24 protein-coding genes are annotated in these 20517 nt (G+C 69.9%); 13 read left to right on the forward strand and 11 right to left on the reverse strand.

Annotation, left to right across the window (positions count from 1 at the left end):
• Window positions 1–11: 11 nt before the first annotated feature.
• Genes CYAGR_RS05455 through CYAGR_RS05465 form a run of 3 tightly spaced genes read right to left on the reverse strand, consistent with a single transcriptional unit; the run spans window position 12 to window position 2886 of the window.
• Window positions 12–1430 carry an NAD(P)(+) transhydrogenase (Re/Si-specific) subunit beta gene (locus CYAGR_RS05455; protein ID WP_156818559.1) on the reverse strand — a complete coding sequence of 473 codons (1419 nt, stop codon included), beginning with the start codon at window positions 1428–1430 and terminating at the stop codon, window positions 12–14.
• An 8-nt stretch (window positions 1431–1438) separates the two neighbouring features.
• Complete coding sequence (locus tag CYAGR_RS05460; RefSeq protein WP_015108787.1) at window positions 1439–1732, reverse strand: NAD(P) transhydrogenase subunit alpha part 2; 294 nt, start codon at window positions 1730–1732, stop codon at window positions 1439–1441.
• A complete protein-coding gene (locus CYAGR_RS05465; RefSeq protein WP_245552618.1) occupies window positions 1729–2886 on the reverse strand; it encodes an NAD(P) transhydrogenase subunit alpha in 1158 nt (385 codons plus the stop codon). Before CYAGR_RS05465 ends, CYAGR_RS05460 begins: the two co-directional genes overlap by 4 nt.
• Before the next feature lie 116 nt (window positions 2887–3002).
• Between CYAGR_RS05465 and CYAGR_RS05470 the strand changes: the two genes are divergently transcribed.
• Window positions 3003–4484 carry a DEAD/DEAH box helicase gene (locus CYAGR_RS05470; protein ID WP_015108789.1) on the forward strand — a complete coding sequence of 494 codons (1482 nt, stop codon included), beginning with the start codon at window positions 3003–3005 and terminating at the stop codon, window positions 4482–4484.
• A gap of 138 nt (window positions 4485–4622) precedes the next feature.
• Window positions 4623–4913 (forward strand): hypothetical protein, encoded by a 291-nt coding sequence (locus CYAGR_RS05475; protein ID WP_015108790.1) that lies wholly within the window; start codon window positions 4623–4625, stop codon window positions 4911–4913.
• A gap of 77 nt (window positions 4914–4990) precedes the next feature.
• Here the strand turns inward: CYAGR_RS05475 and infA are convergent, their stop codons facing one another.
• Window positions 4991–5260 carry a translation initiation factor IF-1 gene (infA, locus tag CYAGR_RS05480; RefSeq protein ID WP_015108791.1) on the reverse strand — a complete coding sequence of 90 codons (270 nt, stop codon included), beginning with the start codon at window positions 5258–5260 and terminating at the stop codon, window positions 4991–4993.
• Between the two features lie 232 nt (window positions 5261–5492).
• Here infA and CYAGR_RS05485 point away from each other — a divergent pair, with 232 nt between their 5' ends.
• Window positions 5493–6113, forward strand: coding sequence for a pseudouridine synthase (locus CYAGR_RS05485; RefSeq protein WP_015108793.1), 621 nt, complete (start codon window positions 5493–5495; stop codon window positions 6111–6113).
• Here the strand turns inward: CYAGR_RS05485 and CYAGR_RS05490 are convergent.
• The 4 genes from CYAGR_RS05490 to CYAGR_RS05505 all read right to left on the reverse strand — a co-directional run bounded on the left by CYAGR_RS05490 (window position 6082) and on the right by CYAGR_RS05505 (window position 8668).
• The gene (locus tag CYAGR_RS05490) at window positions 6082–6300 is read right to left on the reverse strand and encodes a hypothetical protein (RefSeq protein ID WP_015108794.1); all 219 of its coding nucleotides are present in this window, start codon (window positions 6298–6300) and stop codon (window positions 6082–6084) included. The two genes, CYAGR_RS05485 and CYAGR_RS05490, sit on opposite strands and share 32 nt — an antisense overlap.
• Window positions 6301–6350: 50 nt before the next feature.
• Entirely contained in the window at window positions 6351–7313 is a 963-nt protein-coding gene (locus CYAGR_RS05495) for an NAD(P)H-binding protein (protein WP_015108795.1), read from the reverse strand.
• A gap of 64 nt (window positions 7314–7377) precedes the next feature.
• Complete coding sequence (gene petM, locus CYAGR_RS05500; protein WP_015108796.1) at window positions 7378–7476, reverse strand: cytochrome b6-f complex subunit PetM; 99 nt, start codon at window positions 7474–7476, stop codon at window positions 7378–7380.
• A 25-nt stretch (window positions 7477–7501) separates the two neighbouring features.
• Entirely contained in the window at window positions 7502–8668 is a 1167-nt protein-coding gene (locus CYAGR_RS05505) for a N2,N2-dimethylguanosine tRNA methyltransferase (protein ID WP_156818394.1), read from the reverse strand.
• Window positions 8669–8693: 25 nt separating this feature from the next.
• On the opposite strand from CYAGR_RS05505, the gene CYAGR_RS05510 reads away from it, so the two are divergent.
• Window positions 8694–9653, forward strand: a complete 960-nt coding sequence (locus CYAGR_RS05510) for an alpha/beta fold hydrolase (protein ID WP_015108798.1) — start codon at window positions 8694–8696, stop codon at window positions 9651–9653.
• A gap of 88 nt (window positions 9654–9741) precedes the next feature.
• On the forward strand, window positions 9742–10272 hold the full coding sequence (gene ilvN / locus CYAGR_RS05515; protein WP_015108799.1) for an acetolactate synthase small subunit: 531 nt from the start codon (window positions 9742–9744) through the stop codon (window positions 10270–10272).
• Between the two features lie 28 nt (window positions 10273–10300).
• On the opposite strand, the gene CYAGR_RS05520 is transcribed toward ilvN, so the two are convergent.
• Together CYAGR_RS05520 and CYAGR_RS05525 are read right to left on the reverse strand one after the other, a co-directional pair.
• Window positions 10301–11032, reverse strand: coding sequence for a peptidylprolyl isomerase (locus tag CYAGR_RS05520; protein ID WP_015108800.1), 732 nt, complete (start codon window positions 11030–11032; stop codon window positions 10301–10303).
• Window positions 11033–11034: 2 nt separating this feature from the next.
• Window positions 11035–11601 carry a photosystem I assembly protein Ycf4 gene (locus tag CYAGR_RS05525; RefSeq protein ID WP_015108801.1) on the reverse strand — a complete coding sequence of 189 codons (567 nt, stop codon included), beginning with the start codon at window positions 11599–11601 and terminating at the stop codon, window positions 11035–11037.
• A gap of 153 nt (window positions 11602–11754) precedes the next feature.
• Between CYAGR_RS05525 and psbD the strand changes: the two genes are divergently transcribed.
• From psbD to CYAGR_RS05540, 3 genes are all read left to right on the forward strand, one after another.
• The gene (psbD, locus tag CYAGR_RS05530; protein ID WP_015108802.1) at window positions 11755–12813 is read left to right on the forward strand and encodes a photosystem II D2 protein (photosystem q(a) protein); all 1059 of its coding nucleotides are present in this window, start codon (window positions 11755–11757) and stop codon (window positions 12811–12813) included.
• Window positions 12797–14185 carry a photosystem II reaction center protein CP43 gene (gene psbC / locus CYAGR_RS05535; protein WP_015108803.1) on the forward strand — a complete coding sequence of 463 codons (1389 nt, stop codon included), beginning with the start codon at window positions 12797–12799 and terminating at the stop codon, window positions 14183–14185. Before psbD ends, psbC begins: the two co-directional genes overlap by 17 nt.
• A gap of 159 nt (window positions 14186–14344) precedes the next feature.
• Entirely contained in the window at window positions 14345–15436 is a 1092-nt protein-coding gene (locus CYAGR_RS05540) for a hypothetical protein (RefSeq protein ID WP_015108804.1), read from the forward strand.
• On the opposite strand, the gene CYAGR_RS05545 is transcribed toward CYAGR_RS05540, so the two are convergent.
• Window positions 15421–16026 carry a nucleoside triphosphate pyrophosphatase gene (locus tag CYAGR_RS05545; protein ID WP_015108805.1) on the reverse strand — a complete coding sequence of 202 codons (606 nt, stop codon included), beginning with the start codon at window positions 16024–16026 and terminating at the stop codon, window positions 15421–15423. The genes CYAGR_RS05540 and CYAGR_RS05545 overlap by 16 nt on opposite strands.
• Window positions 16027–16080: 54 nt before the next feature.
• Here CYAGR_RS05545 and CYAGR_RS05550 point away from each other — a divergent pair, with 54 nt between their 5' ends.
• From CYAGR_RS05550 to CYAGR_RS05570, 5 genes are all read left to right on the forward strand, one after another.
• The gene (locus CYAGR_RS05550; RefSeq protein ID WP_015108806.1) at window positions 16081–16455 is read left to right on the forward strand and encodes an Npun_F0494 family protein; all 375 of its coding nucleotides are present in this window, start codon (window positions 16081–16083) and stop codon (window positions 16453–16455) included.
• A 32-nt stretch (window positions 16456–16487) separates the two neighbouring features.
• Window positions 16488–18005, forward strand: a complete 1518-nt coding sequence (locus CYAGR_RS05555) for a cobyric acid synthase (protein ID WP_043326587.1) — start codon at window positions 16488–16490, stop codon at window positions 18003–18005.
• Window positions 18006–18100: 95 nt separating this feature from the next.
• On the forward strand, window positions 18101–18301 hold the full coding sequence (locus tag CYAGR_RS05560; RefSeq protein WP_015108808.1) for a 2Fe-2S iron-sulfur cluster-binding protein: 201 nt from the start codon (window positions 18101–18103) through the stop codon (window positions 18299–18301).
• A 5-nt stretch (window positions 18302–18306) separates the two neighbouring features.
• Window positions 18307–19347, forward strand: coding sequence for a hypothetical protein (locus tag CYAGR_RS05565; protein WP_015108809.1), 1041 nt, complete (start codon window positions 18307–18309; stop codon window positions 19345–19347).
• A gap of 288 nt (window positions 19348–19635) precedes the next feature.
• Window positions 19636–20517, forward strand: coding sequence for a hypothetical protein (locus CYAGR_RS05570; protein ID WP_043325470.1), 882 nt, complete (start codon window positions 19636–19638; stop codon window positions 20515–20517).

A 20517-nucleotide genomic window follows, 5' to 3' on the forward strand; every position in this document is an offset into this window, starting at 1 on the left:
GGGCCCCAGGGTCAGGCCGCCACCTTCACCTTGCCCACACCCATCGCCCGCAGCTCGCTGAGCAGGCCGTTGAGCACCGCCTTGGCATCCCCGAACACCATGGCGGTCTGGGGCATCTCGAACAGGGCGTTGTTGATGCCGGCGTAGCCCGCACCGAGGCTGCGCTTGACCACGAACACCTGGCGCGCCTGGTCCACCTCCAGCACGGGCATGCCGTACAGGGGGCTGGTGGGGTCGTTCTTGGCCTGGGGATTCACCACGTCGTTGGCCCCCAGCACGATGACCACGTCGGTGCGCGGGAACTCGGGGTTGACCAGGTCCATCTCCAGCAGCTGCTCGTAGGGAACGTCGGCCTCGGCCAGCAGCACGTTCATGTGGCCGGGCATGCGTCCCGCCACCGGGTGGATGGCGTAGCTCACCTCCACCCCATGGCTCTCGAGCAGCTTGGCCAGCTCCCGCAGGGAATGCTGGGCCTGGGCCACGGCCAGGCCGTAGCCCGGCACGAACACCACCCGTTCGGCCTGCTCCAGGGCCATGGCGCATTCCTCGGCGCTGCAGCTGGTGATGCGGGTGTAGCCCGCCTCGCTGCCGCCGCCGCCCACGGCGCCGGCGCTGGCCCCGAGGGCACCGCCGAAGAGCACCGACACCAGGGAGCGGTTCATGGCGGTGCACATCACCTGGGTGAGGATCAGCCCCGCAGCCCCCACCATGGCGCCGGCCACGATCAGCAGCTGGCTACCCACCACGAAACCGGCCGCCGCCGCCGCCACCCCGGAATAGGAGTTGAGCAGGGAGATGACCACCGGCATGTCGGCCCCGCCGATGGGCAGGGTGACGCCGATGCCCAGCAGGGTGGAGCCCCCGATCAGCAGCCACAGGGGCAGGCCGCCCGGATCGCCCGGCAGCAGCAGGGCCGACACCAGGCAGAGCACCGCCAGGGAGATGTTGACGCCGTGGCGCAGGCGGCTCTGGGTCCAGCCTGGGGTGTCCAGCCAGCCCTGGAGCTTGGCCATGGCCACGATCGAGCCGCTGAAGGTGATGGCGCCGACGAACACCGACACGGCGATCGACACCAGGGCAACGATGTCGGCGTCACCCGTGTCGAAGATGGCCACGCCCATGGCCACCAGCAGGGAGGCCATGCCGCCGCAGCCGTTGAACAGGGCCACCGTTTCCGGCATGGCGGTCATCGGCACCCGGCGGGCGGTGACCAGACCGGCCAGACCCCCGGCGGCGCTGCCGGCGGCGATCCACAGCCAGGCGATCGGATCGGGCCGGATCTGGATCAGCAGGCCGACCACGGCCAGCCCCATGGCCAGGGCGGCCAGGCCGTTGGCCCCGCGGGCCGAGCTCACCTTGGAGAGGCCCTTGATGCCGAGGGCGAGCAGGAGAACGGCCGCCAGGTCGATGCCGGCGGCGAAAGCATCCATGGAGAATGTCATCGGCTGTCGCCTTTGCGGCGGAACATGGCGAGCATGCGATCGGTGACGAGGAAGCCACCGATCACGTTGTAGAGGGCGAAGCCCAGGGAGAGGGCTCCGATCACCAGCAGGGCCGTGTTGTCCCCGGCCTGCTGGATGAGGGTGAGGGAGGCAAGCACGGTGATGCCGCTGATGGCGTTGGCCCCCGACATCAGGGGGGTGTGCAGGGTGGGGGGCACCTTGCCGATCAGTTCCAGCCCCAGCAGGCTGCCCAGCAGGAGCACCCAGAGGGACTGCGTCAGGAGGCTCATGAACGGGCTCCGATGGGGGACAGGCCGGCGGGCTGGACGATGTCGTCCCGGCGGCAGACGCCGGCGTGGGTGAAGAGGCAGCCGTCGAGGATCGGATCCTCCGGATCCAGCCGGAAGCCGTCCTCCCCGAGCACATGCTCGATGAGGGCGGCGATGTTGCGGGCGTAGAGGGCGCTGGCGTGGTTGGGCACGGTGCTGGGCAGGCCATCGGCCCCGATCAGCAGCACACCCCGGCGCTCCACCGTGGCCCCGGGGATCGTGCCAAAGCAGTTACCCCCCTGGGCCACGGCCAGATCGACGACCACGGCGCCGGGCCGCATGCCGTCGAGCATGGCCTCGCTGATCAGGCGGGGGGCCGGCCGGCCGGGCACCAGGGCCGTGCAGATCACCATGTCGGCCAGGGCCAGCTGGTCGGCCAGCTGCTGGCGCTGGGCCGCCAGGAACGCCTCGCTGGCCTGGCGGGCGTAGCCCCCCACCTCGGCTGGGGCCTCCTCCAGTTCCGGGGGGTCGATGAAGCGCCCGCCGAGGGACTCCACCTGCTCCTTCACCGCCGGCCGCACGTCCGAGACGTAGACCACGCCGCCCAGGCGACGGGCGGTGGCCAGGGCCTGCAGACCGGCAACGCCGGCCCCCAGGATCAGCACCCGGGAGGGCTGGATCGTGCCCGCCGCCGTCATCAGCATCGGCACATAGCGATCGAGGGCCGCCGCCGCCAGCAGCACCGCCTTGTAGCCGGCGATGTTGGCCTGGGAGGAGAGCACATCCATCGATTGGGCCCGGGTGATCCGCGGCAGCAGCTCGAGGGCGATGGCCGAGGCCCGCCGGTCGTTGAGGGTGTCGACCAGGTCCGTGGCGCCGTAGGGGGCCAGCAGCCCCACCAGGAGGGCCCCGGCCTGGAGGCGGGCCAGCGCCTCCGGACGCGGGGGCTGGACGCAGAGCACGGCATTGGCCGTCTCCCAGTCCCTGGCCTCCCCGTCCCACAGCGCGGCGCCCACGGCGGCGTAGTCGGCGTCCAGGAAGCCGGCCGCCTGGCCAGCCCCCCGCTCCACCTGCAGGGTCGCCCCCTTGGCCACCAGCCGCCTGACCGTCTCGGGGGTCGCGGCGACCCTCCGCTCACCGGGAGCCGTCTCCCTGGGAATCAGCAATTTGACCAACGCCAGGCCACCCACACTTCTTCCGCGATAGACAGACCCGCCGGTGACGGCAAGCAAGCGGACGCCAATGTGCGGACACGCCCACCCGGACCTGGACGGCCCAGCAGAATCGTGGAATGGCGCCACCGTCCTTCGATCTGGGTCTGCGCCGCCATGCCGGGGCTCCCGGCCCCTCCCCATCCTCCGGCGGCCCCGAACCGCGGGCCTGGCAGCGGCGCCTGATCCAGCTGCTCCGGGCCCGGCTCGTGGCGGCCAACCCCGGCGGCCAGGACGTGCTCCTCCACGCCGGGCCCGGTGCCGGCAAGACCCTGGGGGCCCTGCTCGCCTTCCGACAGCTGCAGCGGGAAGGGCGGCTGGAGCGGTTCGTGGTCTTCTCCCACCGCAGCGCCATCGGCCGCCAGTGGGTCAACGCCGCCGCCCGCCTCGGCCTGGACCTGCGGGAGTGGGACGCCCCGGGGGGTGCCCCCCCGCCCGCCGCCGGCCAGGGGCTGCTGCTGAGCTACCAGGGGGCGGCCCTGCACCGCCATCGCCTGGAGGGGGAGCTGGGCCGCCTGCTGGCGGGCCGGCCCTGGCTGGCGATCGCCGACGAAGTGCACCACCTGGGCCTCGATCCCCTGGAGCCGGAGGCCACGGCCTGGGGCCACGCCTTCAGCAGCCTCAGCGGGGGCGCGCGGCTGCGGCTGGGGCTGACCGGCACCCCCTTCCGTGCCGACAACCTGGGATTCTGCGCCGCTCGCCGGATCCGGATGCACGACCAGGACGGGCCGGCCGAGCGGATCATCCCGGACCTCTGCGTCGAGCCCCGGGCCCTGATCGCCGCCGGCGACGTGCGGCCCCTGGAGTTCCGCTTTCAGGACGGCTGGGTGGAACACGGTCGCCCGGAGGACGGCCACGAACGCGAGACGTCCCCCCTGTCGGCGGAGCAGCGGGAGAGCTGGCGGGCCCGCAACCTGCGTCGGGCCATCCGGCCAGGGGATCGGGGCGGGATCGCCCTGCGGCTGCTGCTCCAGGCCCGCCGCCGCCTGGAGCGGGTGCGGCTGGAGCACCCGGGGGCCGGCGGGCTGGTGGTGGCCCGCGACATCGGCCACGCCGGCACCATCGCCGACCTGCTGGCCCAGGAGGGGGACAGGGTGCACCTGGTCCACTCCCAGGATCCCGAGGCGGCCCAGCACCTGGCGGCGTTCCAGGCCGGGGAGGCCGACTGGCTGGTGAGCATCGACATGTGCGCCGAAGGCTTCGATGCGCCGCGGCTGCGGGTGGTGGCTTACCTCACCACCGTGGTCACCCGCAGCCGCTTCGTGCAGGCGATCACCAGGGCCGTGCGCATGGACGGGGATCGCTCCGGTCAGGAATCCATCCCACGGCGGCCGTCCTATGTGTTCGCACCGGCCGATCCCCTGCTGATCGGCTACGCCCGGGGCTGGACGGTGAGCGAGCCCTACGTGATCCGCCCACGCCCGCCGGCGCTGGCCACCGCCGGGGGCAGCGCGCCGGGCAGCGACGAGCGCCTGCCGCTGCAGGCCCTGGCGGATGATGCCGGGCGCATGATCAGCGTCAGCGGTCCGGTGCTGCCGAACATCCGGCGCCGATCGGCCTGACGCCGCGGATCGGCTTCCATTTGGCTTCGATTCGCCTGTTGCAGCCAGGTTTCCTGCAACGATGTGACAACCAACACCGTCGTTGCGCCCACGAGCCGCCAACGTGGGCACCACAGGACATCCACCGAGATCACCCCGATGGACAGGCCACGAGACGACGCCAGCGATCACGACAGTTCTTCCGATACCCCCCTCGATGCGGCCGTGCATCGTCGTCTGACCGTCGCCGTCTGCTGGGCCTTGGCTCGGCGTGCCGCCCTCGACGGCCGCGAACTCTTCGAGGACAGCTACGCCATCAACGAGGAGTTCCGTGAATGGCTCCTCACCCTCGAGGACCACCCCGAGCTGCTGCAGGCCAATGTGCTCATGGTGCCGAGGGACCTGCACCTCGGCCGCCGTCCGGAAACGGACGGACTGCTGGAAATCTGAGGGTTCTGGAGATCTGAAGTTTCCAGAGCCTTGATCTACCCGGAGCTCTGGAGTCTCCAGAACTCATGTGGCCGGGCTCAGCGGCGCCGGGGACCGCCCGGACGGTTGCCGCCGGGCCGGGGGCCGGTGGCACCGGCATTGCGTTCCCGGTAAGTGATGCGTCCCCGGGTCAGGTCGTAGGGACTGATCTCGACCAGTACCTTGTCACCGGCGAGAAGCTTGATGCGGAACTTGGTGAGCTTGCCCGCCGCCCGGCACAGGCACTGGTGACCGGCAGGCTGCTCGAGGGTGACGAGGTAGAACCCGTTGCCCTGCTCCTTTTCGATCACACCGGACGTTTCGATCATGCGGGACGGCTGGCCTGTGGATAACAACAGACCACCAGCTTAGGCGCCGACCGCGCCCTACCCCAGCTCCCGTCCCACGCCGGCCGTCCTGGAGCGATAGGGTCAGCCCGCCTGTCGCTCCCGGCTCCCCATGATCCTTCCCCCCATCGCGATGGATCTGGGCCTGCTGCTGATCTCGATCGGCGTGGTCAACCTCTGGCGGGCACGGGAAAGCTCCTGACGGCAGGGGGCGGTGAGCACCACCCTGCTCTTCCATAAGCCCTACGGGGTGCTCAGCCAGTTCCGGCCCGAGCCGGGCAGCGCTTGGAGGACCCTGGGGGATCACATCGATGTTCCCGGCGTCTACGCCGCCGGCCGGCTGGATGCGGACAGCGAAGGACTGCTCCTCCTCACCGACGATGGCCGTCTCCAGGCCAGGCTCACCGATCCGGCCCACGGCCACTGGCGCCGCTATCTGGTGCAGGTGGAGGGAGCCATCACCGAAGCCGCCCTCGACAGACTCCGCCGCGGGGTGATGGTGAAGGGACGCCGCACCCTGCCGGCCCTGGCCCGGGCGGTGGAGCACCCCGGACTGCCGGAACGGGATCCGCCGATCCGGCACCGCCTGCGGGTGCCGACGGCGTGGCTGGAGGTGGAGCTGCGGGAAGGGCGCAACCGGCAGGTGCGGCGCATGACCGCGGCGGTGGGCCTGCCCACCCTGCGCCTGGTGCGGACGGCGATCGACCTGATGGATGGGGGCCCACCCCTCGATCTGGCCGGGCTGGCTGCGGGGGTCTGGCGGCAGGTGAGCTCAGGGGAGCGGGAACGGCTGGCGGCGCTGCTCAGACCGTCAGGGCGTCCTTCAGCTCCCTGACGGTCTGCAGCTGGCCGTAGTAGTAGTTGGCCCGGGCGCGGCGGTCGGGATCCTCGAGGCTGTCGAAGGCATCAAAACCGAGGGAAGCCCAGAGCTCGTGGCCGCAGGCACGGGTGAGCTCGGCTATCGCCTCCTCCTCCAGGTTGGCCAGACGCCGCTGCAGGTTCTTGATCTGGGAAATCGCCATGGCCGCCGCCAAACGCCGCAATAGTACACACGAACTGGCGGGCCGGGGGCTCAGAAGGGCAGCTTCTTCTTGGCTTCCTTGTCGAGGTCCGACTCCATCTCCCGCAGGCGCCGCAGGATCGTGTCGTAATACTCCTTGAGGTAATCCTCCAGGCGGGTGGTCTCGGCTTCATCGAGGCCGAAGGCGGCGTAGCTGGCCTCCATGGGAGCCGTGAGGGCCTCGCCGCCCCCCACCACCTCAGCGAAGGCGAGGCGCTCGGCCACGTTCAGGCTGGCTTCGAAGAAGCTCGTGATCGCCTGCATCAGCCGCAGCAGCACCGGCGGCACCCGGAACACCCGGGCCTCACGGCCGCTGTAGCGCTCGCAGAGCTGGGTGATCTCCCCGGTGGTCCAGGCCCGGGGACCGACGACGGGGAACGCCTGCCGGACCGTCTCGGGACGCTCCAGGGCGGCCACGGCGAAGCGCGCCACATCCTGGGTGTTCATGTAGGCGATCGGGGTGGGAGCGCCGCTCACCCAAACGGTTTGGCTCTCCAGCACGGGGATGGCGAACTGGCTGATCAGGCCCTGCATGAAGGCGACGCAGCGCAGGATCGTGTAATCGAGGTCGGAGGCCTCAAGCCAGTCCTCCGTGCAGGCCTTGATGTCCATGAGCGGCACGCTGCGGTGGCGAGCCGCATCCAGCAGCGAAATGAACACCAGCCGGCGGAGCCCGGCCCGGCCGCAGGCCGCGAACAGGTTCTGCTTGCCGGCCCAGTCGATGTCGTAGGCACTGCCGCCATCGGTGGCCCTGGCCGTGGCGGCGTCGATCACCGCCTCCTGGCCCTCGAGGGCGTAATCGAGGCTGTCGGGCTCCAGCAGGTCACCACGGGTGAGGTCGCAGCCCCACTCCTGCAGAAAGGCCGCCTTGCGGGGCGATCGCACCACGCAGCGCACGACATGGCCCGCATCAAGGGCGCGACGGGCGATCTGGCGACCGAGGGTTCCTGTTCCGCCGATGACAAGAACCTTCATGGACCCCAGCAAAGGAAGCGGGCTGAGCCTAGTGGTGCGTCCGTCGCCGGCGCGATCCGGGGGTTCAGTCGTTCAGAAGCTTGAGCAGCAGCGCGCCGCCCGCCAGGCCGACGGGAATCAGCACCCAGAAGATGGCGGCGGTGCCGAAGATTTCAGAGGCCATGGCCCGGACAGGGGGAACGGGGTACCTATCTAGCAGCCGTTGCGGCCACCAGGCCCCGGGCCGTGGCCACGATCACGGGCCAGGGGGCCACGCTGCGCAGCTGGCCCGCCATCACGCCACTGGCGGCGGCGGCGAACCCCTGGGCCGTCAGGGCCGTCACCAGGTCCGCCAGCGGTGGGGGCCCCTGGCCCAGATGGCGGGCGATGGCGGCGACGGGCCAGCACCGGGGCGTGGTGGCCGGATCGGCCCGGAGCCTCTCCAACAGCCGGCGGCCCGGGCGGTCGAGATGGACGCCTTCGCTCCCAGCCTCCTGGAGCATGGTCGTGAGCGTGGCGGGATCCTGGAGGGGGCCGATCCAGAGGGGGCCGCTCACCGCCAGCGGCGGAACCTCACCGGATGGCGCCCCGGGGCAGCCGCAGGGCCGCCACCGCCCCAGCGTCCCCAGGCTCTGCACCTGCTGGTCCCCACAGCCGTGGCAGTGGGCCACCAGGCCCAGATGCCCCTCCTCGCCCCGGACGGGATGGCGCTCCACCCGCAGGGCGGTGCGGAAGGCCCGTCCCTCACTGAAGCTCAGCAGTGGGGTGATGCCGCGGCCCATCGCCCAGGCGCTTCTGGCCAGCAGCCCCAGCTGCAGACGCAGGGCGATCTCCCAGCTGGCGGGGTGGGCCCGGGCGGCGGCCCCGAAACGGCGCAGCGCCGCCCGGCGGTCGTGGCCCGTGGCCGAGCGTCCATCGGTGCTGGCCAGGTAGAGCACCCCGCCGAAGGCCACCGCCTCCAGGGCCAGGGGCACCAGGGCGGCGGGACAGCCGAAGGCGTCCAGATCCACCAGCTCGAAGCGGCGCCCCTCGACCAGGCAGCCCGCCAGCAGCCGCTGGGCCGTGGCCGTGCCCACCTGCCGGTGCACCGCCGCCGGCAACCGGGCGAGGTTCCGCTCCAGCAGCGGCAGCCGGTCGGGGTCGGCGTCATTGGCCCACACCGCCGTGGCCCCGCCTTCAAGCCCGTAGCGGAGGGCCCGGATGCCGCAGCCCGCCATCCCGTCGAGCAGCCGCACGGGCCCGCCCGCCGCCGTGGCGGCCAGGCTTCGGACCAGCAGCACGCCGAAGTCCCTGGCGGGCCGGGAGGCGGGCCGGAAGAAGCCGTCACCGGCCTCCAGCACGGCCGCGCCTTCGCAATAGTGATCAGGTCCGCTCACGTCCGGATCCTTGCCCCAACCATCGGTGTCGTCCGCCGACCCCCAGCCTGCCTCGTGGGAGATCCCGTCGCCTGAGGGGGCCGACTGGGGCGATCACGCCGTCTGGCAATGGATTGGCCACAGCTGCCACTGGCGCCGTTTGGGGGACAGCGAGCGGCCGGCCGTGGTGCTGCTGCACGGTTTCGGGGCCGGCAGCGGCCACTGGCGCCGCAATGCCGGTGCCCTGGCGGCAGCGGGCTGGTGCGTCTACGGGCTCGACCTGATCGGCTTCGGCGCCTCGAGCCAGCCGGGGACGCACCGCCATCAAGCCCTCGACAACCGCCTCTGGTCCCGCCAGGTGCAGGCGTTCCTGGCGGAGGTGGTCGGCGGGCCGGCGGTGCTGGTGGGCCATTCCCTCGGCGGCCTGGTGGCCCTCACCTGCAGCGTGTTCTTCCCCGCCTGGGTGCGGGCCGTGGTGGCGGCCCCCCTCCCCGACCCCAGCCTGCTGATGGCCCAGCGGCACCAGCCCCGGCGCCGGCCCTGGCGGCGGCGCCTAAAGCGGGGGGTGATCAGGCTGCTGCTGCGGCTGCTGCCCCTGGAGCTGGCGGTGCCCCTGCTGGCCCATTCCCCCCTGCTCGACCTGGGCATCCAGTCGGCCTACCACCACCCGGTGATCGGTGACCAGGAGCTGCGCCGGGTGATCGCCCGCCCCGCCCGACGCCCCGGCGCGGTGCGGACCTTGCGGGCGATGAGCATCGGCATGGCCCTGCGGCCGCACCGGGCCACGGCCGTCTCGCTGCTGCAGCGGCCGGGGCGGCCCACCCTGCTGATCTGGGGGGGGCAGGACCGGCTGGTGCCGGTGGAGGTGGCCCGGCAGTGCCTCGGCCTGCGCAGCGACCTCGTTCTGCACGTGATCGCCCAGTGCGGCCACTGCCCCCACGACGAGACCCCCGCCGCCTTCCACGACGCCGTGCTCCCCTGGCTGGAGCGCCTGGGGGCCGGTTGACGACAGTGCACACCCCGGCGCGTAGTTTTGGGAAGACCATTCCGGTCGCCGATCCGGTCCCCCGAAGCACCCCGCTCCCGACCCCGACATGAAGCACACCCTCTCGGTGCTGGTGGAAGACGAATCGGGGGCCCTCAGCCGCATCTCCGGTCTGTTCGCCCGTCGGGGCTTCAACATCGAGAGCCTGGCGGTGGGGCCGGCCGAGCACCGCGGCATGTCCCGTCTCACCATGGTGGTGGAGGGGGACGACCGCACCCTCGAGCAGATGACCAAGCAGCTCAACAAGCTGATCAACGTGCTTGGCGTCATCGACCTCTCCACCATTCCCGCCGTGGAGCGGGAGCTGATGCTGCTGAAGGTGGCGGCACCGGCGGAGAACCGCGGCGCCATCTTCGATCTGGTGCAGGTGTTCCGGGCCAAGGTGGTGGATGTGGCCGACGACGCCCTCACCCTCGAGGTGGTGGGCGACCCGGGCAAGCTGGTGGCCCTGGAGCGCCTGCTCGAGAACTACGGGATCCTGGAGATCGCCCGCACGGGCAAGGTGGCGCTGGAGCGGGCCTCAGGGGTGAACACCGAGCTGCTCAAGGCCACCGTCTCCGACAAGCGGGTTCCGGCCTGAGGCCAGGCCGGTTCCGGCCCGGGCAGCCTCAGGGCTTCCTGTTCTGCACCAGCGTGCCGCCTTCGATCACCCGGGCCCTGAGCAGCTTGTCGCCCTGCTGGATGCGGTCGACCACGTCCATCCCCTTACTGACCCGGCCGAACACCGCGTAGCGGCCATCCAGCTCGGGCAACGCCTGCAGGGCCACGTAGAACTGGGCGCTGGCCGAATTGGGATCGCTGGAGCGGGCCATGGCCACGGCGCCGCGCTCGTGGCTGAGGGCCAGCTGGCGGGTGGCGGTCGGGGAGGTGATCTCCTCCCCGTAGCGGGGTTCCTGCTCGCCCTCGAGCCTGAGCTCCAGGGGAATGCGCCGGGATTCACCACTGGCCGAGTCGACGAAGCCGCCCGAGCCGTAGTCGCTGGCGGGCACCTTGGGATCGGCGCTGCTGGGGTCACCACCCTGGACCACGAACGGGACCGGCTCCTTCACCACCCGGTGGAAAACCGTGCCGTTGTAGACCCCCCGCCGGACGAGATCGACGAAGTTTCCGGCCGTGAGCGGCGCCGCCGCCCCATCCAGGGTCAGCTCCACCAGCCCCTTGCTGGTCTCCATCGCCACCACGGCCGTGCCCTTGAGGCAAGGGGTGGTGGCCGCCTCGCAGCCCATGGGTCGGTTGCCGTTGTCGGCGGCGCAGGCTGACAAGCCGAGAGGCGTGAGGCCGAGCAGCACCAGCAGCAGCAGGCGCCAGCCGAGGCCGGCGGCTTTCGTGGCGGTCCCCATCGTCAGAGACCCTCCAGGGGGACGCCCAGGAAGCGGGCCAGGCGGGCACCGGCCAGCTCGAGATCGGCCAGGGGCATCGGCTCACCCACCCGGGTCAGGGGCATGTCGCGCCGGCCCTGCACCCGCAGGGCCAGGCGTCGCTGGGGGCTGAGGCCGTCGCGCACCTCCACCTTCACCGCCTGGATCTCCCGGAGGGGGATCACCACCTCGATCAGCTGGCGGAAGCCGCGGCGGCTGATGCGAGCCTCGCCGGCCTTCCGATCGAAACGGTTGAGGCCAGAGCCCACATCGATGCTGATCACCAGCCACAAATAGGTGGCCAGCAACAGGGCCGCCACCCCGTAGAGCCCCATCACCAGCCCCTGCGGCACCCAGACGAGGGCGGCGGGGTGGCCGATGGGCAGGAGGTCGCGGCCGAAGCGGCTGGAGGCGCTGGTGAGCACAAAGCCGATCCCACCGATGCTCACGGCCGCAGCCACCAGCAGGTTGGAGAGACGCCGGGAGCCGAGCACCGGCTGCTCCAGCACCTGCTCGTCGGCCGAAGGGGAAGCGACGCCGGGCGAAGCCATGCGGGAAGAGGGGGCGATGGGCTGCCATCCTGCCGCGAAGCGTGCCGGAGGCGTCAGTTTCAGCCCATGTCGCCCGGCGCGCCAGGCCGATCAACGTTGTTACCATCCCCCGGTAACCCACAGCCCTGCGGGTCTTCCGCACCGCTTTCACCCATGACGATCGCCCTGGGGCGCGCCCCTGCCACCCGTGGATGGTTCGACGTCCTCGACGACTGGCTCAAGCGCGACCGCTTCGTTTTCGTGGGGTGGTCCGGTCTGCTGCTGTTCCCCACGGCCTATCTGGCCCTGGGCGGCTGGCTCACCGGCACCACCTTCGCCACCTCCTGGTACACCCACGGCATTGCCAGCAGCTACCTGGAGGGCTGCAACTTCCTCACCGCCGCCGTCAGCACCCCGGCAGATGCCATGGGGCACAGCCTCCTGCTGCTCTGGGGCCCGGAAGCCCAGGGTGACTTCGTCCGCTGGATCCAGCTCGGTGGTCTCTGGCCCTTCGTGGCCCTGCACGGCGCCTTCGCCCTGATCGGCTTCATGCTGCGCCAGTTCGAGATCGCCCGTCTCGTCGGCATCCGTCCTTACAACGCCATCGCCTTCTCCGGCCCGATCGCGGTGTTCGTCAGTGTCTTCCTGATGTACCCCCTGGGTCAGAGCAGCTGGTTCTTCGCGCCTTCCTTCGGGGTGGCGGCGATCTTCCGCTTCCTGTTGTTCCTGCAGGGCTTCCACAACTGGACCCTGAACCCCTTCCACATGATGGGCGTGGCCGGCATCCTGGGCGGTGCCCTGCTGTGCGCCATCCATGGCGCGACGGTGGAGAACACCCTGTTCGAGGACAGCGACCAGGCCAACACCTTCAAGGCGTTCGAGCCCACCCAGGAAGAGGAGACCTATTCGATGGTCACCGCCAACCGCTTCTGGAGCCAGATCTTCGGGATCGCCTTCTCCAACAAGCGCTGGTTGCACTTCTTCATGCTGTTCGTGCCGGTGATGGGTCTGTGGACCAGCAGCATCGGCATCATCGGCCTGGCCCTCAACCTGCGGGCCTACGACTTCGTGAGCCAGGAGATCCGGGCGGCGGAGGATCCTGAATTCGAGACGTTCTACACCAAGAACATCCTGCTCAACGAAGGTCTGCGTGCCTGGATGGCGCCTGCCGACCAGCCGCACGAAAACTTCATCTTCCCTGAAGAGGTTCTGCCCCGTGGAAACGCCCTTTAATTCCGGTCTCATTTCGGTCGGGGGCAAGGACCTCGACTCCACCGGCTATGCCTGGTGGGCGGGCAATGCCCGGCTGATCAACCTCTCCGGCCGTCTTCTGGGCGCCCACGTGGCCCACGCGGGCCTGATGGTCTTCTGGGCCGGCGCCATGATGCTGTTCGAGGTGAGCCACTTCACCTTCGACAAGCCCATGTACGAGCAGGGGCTGATCCTGTTCCCCCATGTCGCCACCCTCGGCTACGGCGTCGGTCCCGGCGGTGAGGTCACCGATCTCTATCCGTTCTTCGTGGTCGGTGTGCTGCATCTGATCAGCTCCGCCGTGCTCGGCCTCGGCGGGCTCTACCACGCCCTGCGTGGTCCTGAAATCCTGGAGAACTATTCCGCGTTCTTCTCCCAGGACTGGCGCGACAAGAACCAGATGACCAACATCATCGGCTACCACCTCATCCTTCTCGGGGTGGGTGCGCTGCTGCTGGTGTTCAAGGCCATGTTCTTCGGCGGTGTCTACGACACCTGGGCTCCCGGTGGCGGTGACGTTCGCCTGATCAGCAATCCCACCCTCAGCCCCGGGGTGATCTTCGGTTACCTCACCCGAGCCCCCTTCGGCGGCGAGGGCTGGATCATCGGTGTCGACTCCATGGAGGACATCATCGGTGGCCACATCTGGATCGGTCTGATCTGCATCTTCGGTGGCATCTGGCACGTCATCACCAAGCCCTTCGGCTGGGTGCGTCGCGCCTTCATCTGGAACGGGGAGGCTTACCTGAGCTACAGCCTCGGCGCCCTGAGCTTCATGAGCTTCATCGCCTCGGCCTACATCTGGTTCAACAACACCGCCTACCCCTCGGAGTTCTACGGCCCCACCAACGCCGAAGCCTCCCAGGCCCAGAGCTTCACCTTCCTGGTGCGTGACCAGCGCATGGGCGCCAACATCGGCTCCGCCATGGGTCCCACCGGCCTCGGTAAATACCTGATGCGCTCCCCCACCGGCGAGATCATCTTCGGTGGTGAAACCATGCGCTTCTGGGACTTCCGCGGTCCCTGGCTGGAGCCCCTGCGCGGCCCCAACGGTCTGAGCCTCGACAAGCTCCAGAACGACATTCAGCCCTGGCAGGTGCGTCGGGCCGCCGAGTACATGACCCACGCCCCCAACGCCTCCCTCAACTCCGTGGGCGGCATCATCACCGAGCCCAACTCGGTGAACTTCGTCAACATCCGCCAATGGCTGGCCTCCACCCAGTTCGTACTGGCCTTCTTCTTCCTGGTTGGTCACCTGTGGCATGCGGGCCGGGCCCGCGCCGCCGCCGCCGGTTTCGAGAAGGGCATCGACCGTCAGGCCGAGCCCACCTTGGCCATGCCGGACCTCGACTGATGGCCCCACGGGATCCCCACTCCTGATCCTTGTCCATCCCCCAGCCTCCGCCCCCCGGTGGAGGCTTTTTGCTGCGGGGCCTTTGTGGTGAAGATCGCTGGCTTTCGTATCGTGGGTTCCGACGCAACCGTTGGGAGATCCGATGGGTGATCCTTCCCCATGGACGCGGCAAGCCCGTTGCAGAGGCTGGGCGGCAAAATCCTGCGACCGCCCCGCACCCTGCGGGTGCTGCTTGCCCCCCGGATCCAGCACCGCACCCAGGCCATCGAGCGGCTGGTCAACCGGCGCCGCTTCTCAGCGACCCGTCGCTCACTGCAGCGCCGGAACCCGATGGGGGACGGCCTGGTGCTCAACACGCGGCTGGTGGAGCCCACGATCCCTTCGATCGCCCACTGGGCGGACTGGAGCCTGACCCGCCATGGCTTCTGCGGCAACCTGCGCGCCCAGCCACAACTCCTGTTCGTCAAGGCGGTGCCGGAGTGCCTGGAGCTGTTTCTCGAGCGCTATCTCCCCCGGATCAAGGCGACGACGCGCTTCGTTCTGATCACCGGCGATGCCGACACCACCCTGCCCAGGCAGGTGGATCAGCGCTTCCCCGATTCCATCGCCTCCGGCCTGGAGCAACGTCTGCTCCGCCTCCTGGACGACCCCAGACTTCTGCATGGGTATGCGGAAAATCTGGACACGCCGCTACCCGGTGTCACCCCGATCCCGCTGGGGTGCATCAACAGTGATGGGCACGTCATCTACCGGCACGTCATGGCGGAGGACGCACCGATCCCCCTCCGGCAGCGACCCCTCAAGGCCTTCTGCGCCCACTACGTCCGTGAGGGTCCGCAATGGGAGCAGCGGCGCACGGTGATGCGGCTGGCGACCGGCGACTGGCGGGCCTTCGTCGAGGTGCACGAGCAGATTCCCTACGACGATTTCTTCCCGACCCTCCAGCGCTATCCCTTCGTGATCTGCGCCGGCGGCGGCAGCCTCGATCCCTCCCCAAAGGCCTTCACGGCCCTGCTGGCCGGGGCGATCCCGATCATCGAGCGCAACCCCACCACGGCCGCCTACGGCGACCTGCCCGTGGCCTATGTCGACCACTGGAACAGCCACAGCCTCTCCCCCACACGGCTGGAGGCCTGGCGGGACGCGCTCCATCCCCGGTTCGAGGATCCCGCCCAACACCGCGCCGTGCTGGAGAGGATGTCGATGGCCCACTGGCTGCGGCGGATCCGCGCCCATCACCCGGGCACCTGAGCCAGGGCTCCCGGGCCGAGCCAGCGCCGCAGCAGGGGCAGGCTGAGGCCGATCACATTGCTGAAGCAACCCTCCAGCCGCTCCACCACCAAGCCGCCGCGGCCCTCGAGGGCGAAGCCGCCGGCACAGGCCAGGGGCTCACCGCTGGCCACATAGGCCTGGATGTCCGCCTCGCCGAGGGCGGCGAACTGCACCCGCGTGGTCACGACCGCCTGCAGGGGCACGTCCGGCGCCCCGGGGGCGGGGCGCCTCAGCAGGCCATGGCCGGTGTGCAGGTCCCCCCAACCGCCGGCCATGCGCCGCCAGCGGGCCAGCGCCTCGGTGGCGTCGCGGGGCTTGCCCCAGGCCTCCCCCTGCACCACCAGCAGGGAGTCGCAGCCCAGCACCCCATACGACGGCCAGGCCGCTTCTGAAGCGAGCGTGGCGGCCACGGCCCGGGCCTTGGCCAGCGCCAGCGCCTGCACCAGCCGCCGGGGATCCGCCTGGCGGATCCCGTCCTCATCCACGCCGCTCACCTGGGTCCGATGGGGGATGCCGGCCTGCTCCAGCAGGCGGCGTCGGGCCGGGGAAGCGGAAGCCAGCAGCAGCAAGGGGGGTCTCCAGCGGGGTCTCCAGCCTGCCCGTCGATTGGTGAGAATGGGGCCATGGCACAGGCCGACACCGAGTCCCGTTCGCTGGCGCGGGCCGCCCTCTCCCTCCGCTGCCTGCCCTTCCGCCGCCGCTTCTACGAGGCGGTGGGGGAAGGGCCCCTGAGCAGCACGGAACTCGTCCGCCGCGCCGAAGGGCCTCCCCCGTTCACCTTCCTGCCCCTCAGCGGCGACCGGACCGAGGACCATTTTCTCTGGCTGATCCGGCTGGGGGTGCTGCGGCGGGAAGTGGACGGCCAGGGGCTCACCGAGCGGGTGCGGCTGACGCCGATGGGCCGGCAGGTGCTGCGGCGCTGGTCCGGCGAAATTCCGCGGGCGGGCCGGCGGGAGCGGATCCTGGAGGCGCTGCGCCGCCACCGCCCCCGCCTTTGAACCGCCCCCACCCCGCCTCCCTGCGGCCGCTGATGGTGCTGGGCACCAGCAGCGGCGCCGGCAAATCGCTGATGACCGCCGCCCTCTGCCGCGTTCTGCGGCGCCGGGGGGAGCAGCCCCTGCCTTTCAAGGGGCAGAACATGAGCCTCAACGCCTGGGTCGACCAGCAGGGCGGGGAAATGGCCTATTCCCAGGCGCTGCAGGCCTGGGCGGCGGGGCTGGAGCCGCGGGTGACGATGAACCCGGTGCTGCTCAAGCCCCGGGGCGACAGCACCAGTGAGGTGATCCATCTCGGCCGTTCGGTGGGCACGGCCCGGGCAGAGCACTACTACCGCGACTGGTTCCGGCCCGGCTGGGCAGCGATCCGGACGGGCCTGGAGGAGCTGCAGGCCGCCCACCCCGGCGGCCGGCTGGTGCTGGAGGGGGCCGGCAGTCCGGTGGAGGTGAATCTGCAGGCCAGGGACCTCACCAACCTGCGGCTGGCCCAGTACCTGCGCGCCCGCTGCCTGCTGGTGGCGGACATCGAACGGGGTGGCGTCTTCGCCCAGATCGTCGGCACCCTGGCGTTGCTGCGGCCCGTGGAGCGGCCCCTGATCGGCGGACTGCTGATCAATCGCTTCCGCGGCCGCCGTTCCCTGTTCGATGCCGGCCGCGACTGGCTGGAGCAGCAGACCGGGGTGCCGGTGCTGGGGGTGATGCCCTGGCTCGACGAGCTGTTTCCCCCCGAGGACTCCCTCGACCTGCTCGAGCGGGGCAGCCGCAAGCCCCGCGCCGAGCTCGACCTGGTGGTGGTGCGCCTGCCCTCCCTGAGCAACTTCTCCGACCTCGACCCGCTCGAGGCCGAACCCAGCGTGCGACTGCGCTGGCTGCGGCCCGGGGAGCCCCTGGAGCAGCCCGGTGCCGTGATCCTGCCCGGCAGCAAGCAGACCCTGCGGGACCTGGCGGCGCTGCGCAGCAGCGGGATGGCGGAGCAGCTGCGCTCCTATGTGGCCCGGGGGGGGCAGGTGTTCGCCGTCTGCGGCGGCCTGCAGATGCTGGGTGAGGAGCTGCATGACCCCGACGGCCTGGAAGGGGGCCAGCCCGGGGAGCGGGTGAGCGGGCTGGGCCTGCTGCCCCTGCGCACCGTCTTCCAGGGCGACAAGGCGCTGCGGCAACGGCAGAGCCGGGCCCTCTGGCCCCCCGGCCCGGGCGACCTCCCTGAGGTGGAGGGCTTCGAGCTCCACCACGGCCGCAGTGTGCGGACCGACCCGGCGGGCTGTGCGCCGCTGGCGGAGGACGGGGCCCTGGGCTGGTGGGCGGAGTCCGGCAGCCAGGGGGGTCTGGTGGCCGGCACCTACCTGCACGGCATCTTCGAGAACGGGCCCTGGCGGCGCCGCTGGCTCAACCAGCTGCGGCGGCGGCGTCAGTTGCCGCCCCTGGAGGAGAACCAGCCCCACCACGGCCGCCAGCGGGACGCCCTGCTCGATCGCCTGGCCGACGCCTTCGAAGCCCACATCGATCTGGCGCCTCTGCTGGCCCCGGGGCCTCTCCCCCAGGGGCGGCGCCCCTGAATGGCCGGCACCCCCTAGATTTCCGCCAGCGCGGCCCTCTCCCCATCGCCATCCCCCGTCCTGCCATCACCATCGCCTGGCCGGACGGACGCACAATGACGGCCCTCCCCGGCCAGGACTGGCTGGAGGCCGCCCGCCAGGCAGCGGTGCTGATCCCCACCGGCTGCCTGGGGGGCAGCTGCGGCGCCTGCGAGATCGAGGTCAATGGACGGGTGGTGCGGGCCTGTGTCTCCACCGTGCCCTCCAGTCCCAGCGGCCGGCTGACCGTCAGCCTGGCCAGTGATCCCCACTGGTAGGTCGTGTGAGTTCCCCCCCCCGGTTCCACATCCTCTCGATCGATTTCCAGGATCTCGATGTGATCTGGAACGTGCGGCTCTTCTATCGGGCTGCGGGCTACGGGTTCGCCCGTGACGGCGTCGATCCGGATCTCGACCTGCTGGTGATCCTGCGCGGCGATCCGGGCCTGGCCCATCGGGAGCACCGGGGGATCGTGCATGTGTACGACTACGTCAAGGAGCTCCAGGTGGACTGGCTCGAGCGCTTTCCCCTGGCCCGTGACATCCGGCTGATCTCCCTGTTCCCACCCGACCCGGTTCCCGAGGGGCTGCGCTGGGTGCCGGGGTACCTGCCGGTGGTTCCCGAGTTCTGGCAGCGAAGCCCCTTCCGCAAGCGAGCCGGCCGGCCGCTGCACATCGCCAATTTCAAGCCGATGGGCGACGACCCCTACCAGCAGGATCTGGCCCGGCTGGCCCGCCGGGGGCTGGTGCGGGTCTTCGGTGGCCGCTGGGACAGGCTGGGCCTGGCCACCCACGGCCTCAGCTACCTGGAAGCGAATCGGCTGCTGGCGAGCGCCTGGTGCTGCTACGGCCTGATGTACCCCTACCAGCGGGGCACCACCCTCTCCGGCCGCATGTGGCAGGCACCCCTGCATGGCTGTCTGGTGATCAGCGAACAGGGCACCAACCCCCTGGGACTGCCCGGGATCCTTGAAGTGGAACGCTTCTCCGCGGAGACGCTGCTGAGCGTGGGCTCGATCCGGGAGTGCTGGCAGGTCAGACAGGAGGCCACCCGGTACTGGCGCGAGGCCACCGAGCGGCTGGCCCTGCAACTGGACCTGCCGGCCTACCGGGGTCCTTCGGCCGCGCAACTGACCAGCTGCGGTCGGGAGCGGCTGGCCCAGCACCTGCAGGTGGTCTGGGGCCGGCGCCTGGGGCGGACGGCGCGGTGGCTGGCGCCGCCTCCGGTCAGCTGCTGGTGGCGGCGACGGCAGCGGACGCTGCAGGGACTGGGGCGACGCCTGCAGGGGCCCTCCAGGCCGGGCGGGCAGACAACGAACCGCTGAGAGGCCGCCTCAGCCAGAGCGATGCGGCGTCATCGTCGAATCGAAACCACGGGACCTTCGATGTCAGCGGGCAGGGGCTACGATGCCATGACGCATGACGTTTTTGTAGGAATCTAGATGGCGCTGCCAACAGTCCTGAAGCGTGCCGTTCCCAAGAACGTGCAATCGGCTGTCAAGAGTTTTCTGTGGCCTGAATACTCCCCTGTACCCCCGCCTCAGAAGGTCATTGAATTCTGGGTGGATGTGGTGAGTGGCTGCAATCTCCGTTGCACGGCCTGTCCAGTCGGCATGCCCGAGTACACCAACAGCATCGGCCAGAAGCTGACAGAAATGCCGATTGAGCTGTTCGAGAAGATCTGCCTGAAGGCCAAGGCCGACACCAATGACAACTGCCGCTTCGGTCTGTACAACTGGACCGAACCCACCCTCCATTCCAGGCTCCATGAACTGATTGCCTGCGCCGAGAGCCATGGCGTCCCCTGCGGCATCTCCTCCAATCTCAATTACGACTACGACTGGTCCCTGCTCAAGCCCCTGCGCCTGTGGAACTTCACGATCACGGTGTCGGGCTTTACCCAGCGCACCTACCAGATCAACCACAAGGGCGGCCGGATCGAACCGGTGCTCGCCAACCTGATCCGCATCTCCGAAACCCTCGGCGACTGGGAATGCTTCCAGAACATCGACGTGCGCTATTTGGTTCACAAGCAGAACCTGCATGAAGTGCACCTGTTCAAGCACTTCTGCGACAAATTGGGGATAAAATTCAGCCCCTACCACGCCTATTACATGCCCATCGACAAGATGTTCGACGGGCTCGAAACGATTCCCCCGGAACTCGAGTACATCTATTACAGCCCCCAGCTGGTGCAGCAGGCCATCGGTGACCACCGATCACAGAATTGCTTCATGCGCGAGTCCCAGGTCTGCCTCGACCACGAAGGCAACTTCTCGGTCTGCTGCGTGCAGTCCCCCTCCGCCCCATCAATCGCCAACTATCTGGACACCCCCTACCAGGTGATGCAGGCCAAGCGCTATGGCAGCGAACTCTGCAAGAAGTGCACCAGCACCGGCATCAACATCTTCGCCACCTATGGCATGCAGGAGCCGCCGGAGATCCAGCAATCGATCGAAAAACTTCTCCCCGTCGACCTGAAGGATTTTCGCTGA

It is taken from the genome of Cyanobium gracile PCC 6307 (genome assembly GCF_000316515.1).
Classification (GTDB): Bacteria; Cyanobacteriota; Cyanobacteriia; order PCC-6307; family Cyanobiaceae; genus Cyanobium; species Cyanobium gracile.

Excerpts from the sequence above, each read along its gene's own strand:
- CYAGR_RS05455 (WP_156818559.1), bottom strand. The coding sequence starts at position 1,430 with ATGGATGCTTTCGCCGCCGGCATCGACCTGGCGGCCGTTCTCCTGCTC.
- CYAGR_RS05460 (WP_015108787.1), bottom strand. The coding sequence starts at position 1,732 with ATGAGCCTCCTGACGCAGTCCCTCTGGGTGCTCCTGCTGGGCAGCCTG.
- CYAGR_RS05470 (WP_015108789.1), top strand. The coding sequence starts at position 3,003 with ATGGCGCCACCGTCCTTCGATCTGGGTCTGCGCCGCCATGCCGGGGCT.
- CYAGR_RS05475 (WP_015108790.1), top strand. The coding sequence starts at position 4,623 with ATGGACAGGCCACGAGACGACGCCAGCGATCACGACAGTTCTTCCGAT.
- infA (WP_015108791.1), bottom strand. The coding sequence starts at position 5,260 with ATGATCGAAACGTCCGGTGTGATCGAAAAGGAGCAGGGCAACGGGTTC.
- CYAGR_RS05490 (WP_015108794.1), bottom strand. The coding sequence starts at position 6,300 with ATGGCGATTTCCCAGATCAAGAACCTGCAGCGGCGTCTGGCCAACCTG.
- CYAGR_RS05495 (WP_015108795.1), bottom strand. The coding sequence starts at position 7,313 with ATGAAGGTTCTTGTCATCGGCGGAACAGGAACCCTCGGTCGCCAGATC.
- petM (WP_015108796.1), bottom strand. The coding sequence starts at position 7,476 with ATGGCCTCTGAAATCTTCGGCACCGCCGCCATCTTCTGGGTGCTGATT.
- ilvN (WP_015108799.1), top strand. The coding sequence starts at position 9,742 with ATGAAGCACACCCTCTCGGTGCTGGTGGAAGACGAATCGGGGGCCCTC.
- CYAGR_RS05520 (WP_015108800.1), bottom strand. The coding sequence starts at position 11,032 with ATGGGGACCGCCACGAAAGCCGCCGGCCTCGGCTGGCGCCTGCTGCTG.
- CYAGR_RS05525 (WP_015108801.1), bottom strand. The coding sequence starts at position 11,601 with ATGGCTTCGCCCGGCGTCGCTTCCCCTTCGGCCGACGAGCAGGTGCTG.
- psbD (WP_015108802.1), top strand. The coding sequence starts at position 11,755 with ATGACGATCGCCCTGGGGCGCGCCCCTGCCACCCGTGGATGGTTCGAC.
- CYAGR_RS05540 (WP_015108804.1), top strand. The coding sequence starts at position 14,345 with ATGGACGCGGCAAGCCCGTTGCAGAGGCTGGGCGGCAAAATCCTGCGA.
- CYAGR_RS05550 (WP_015108806.1), top strand. The coding sequence starts at position 16,081 with ATGGCACAGGCCGACACCGAGTCCCGTTCGCTGGCGCGGGCCGCCCTC.
- CYAGR_RS05555 (WP_043326587.1), top strand. The coding sequence starts at position 16,488 with ATGGTGCTGGGCACCAGCAGCGGCGCCGGCAAATCGCTGATGACCGCC.
- CYAGR_RS05560 (WP_015108808.1), top strand. The coding sequence starts at position 18,101 with ATGACGGCCCTCCCCGGCCAGGACTGGCTGGAGGCCGCCCGCCAGGCA.
- CYAGR_RS05570 (WP_043325470.1), top strand. The coding sequence starts at position 19,636 with ATGCCCGAGTACACCAACAGCATCGGCCAGAAGCTGACAGAAATGCCG.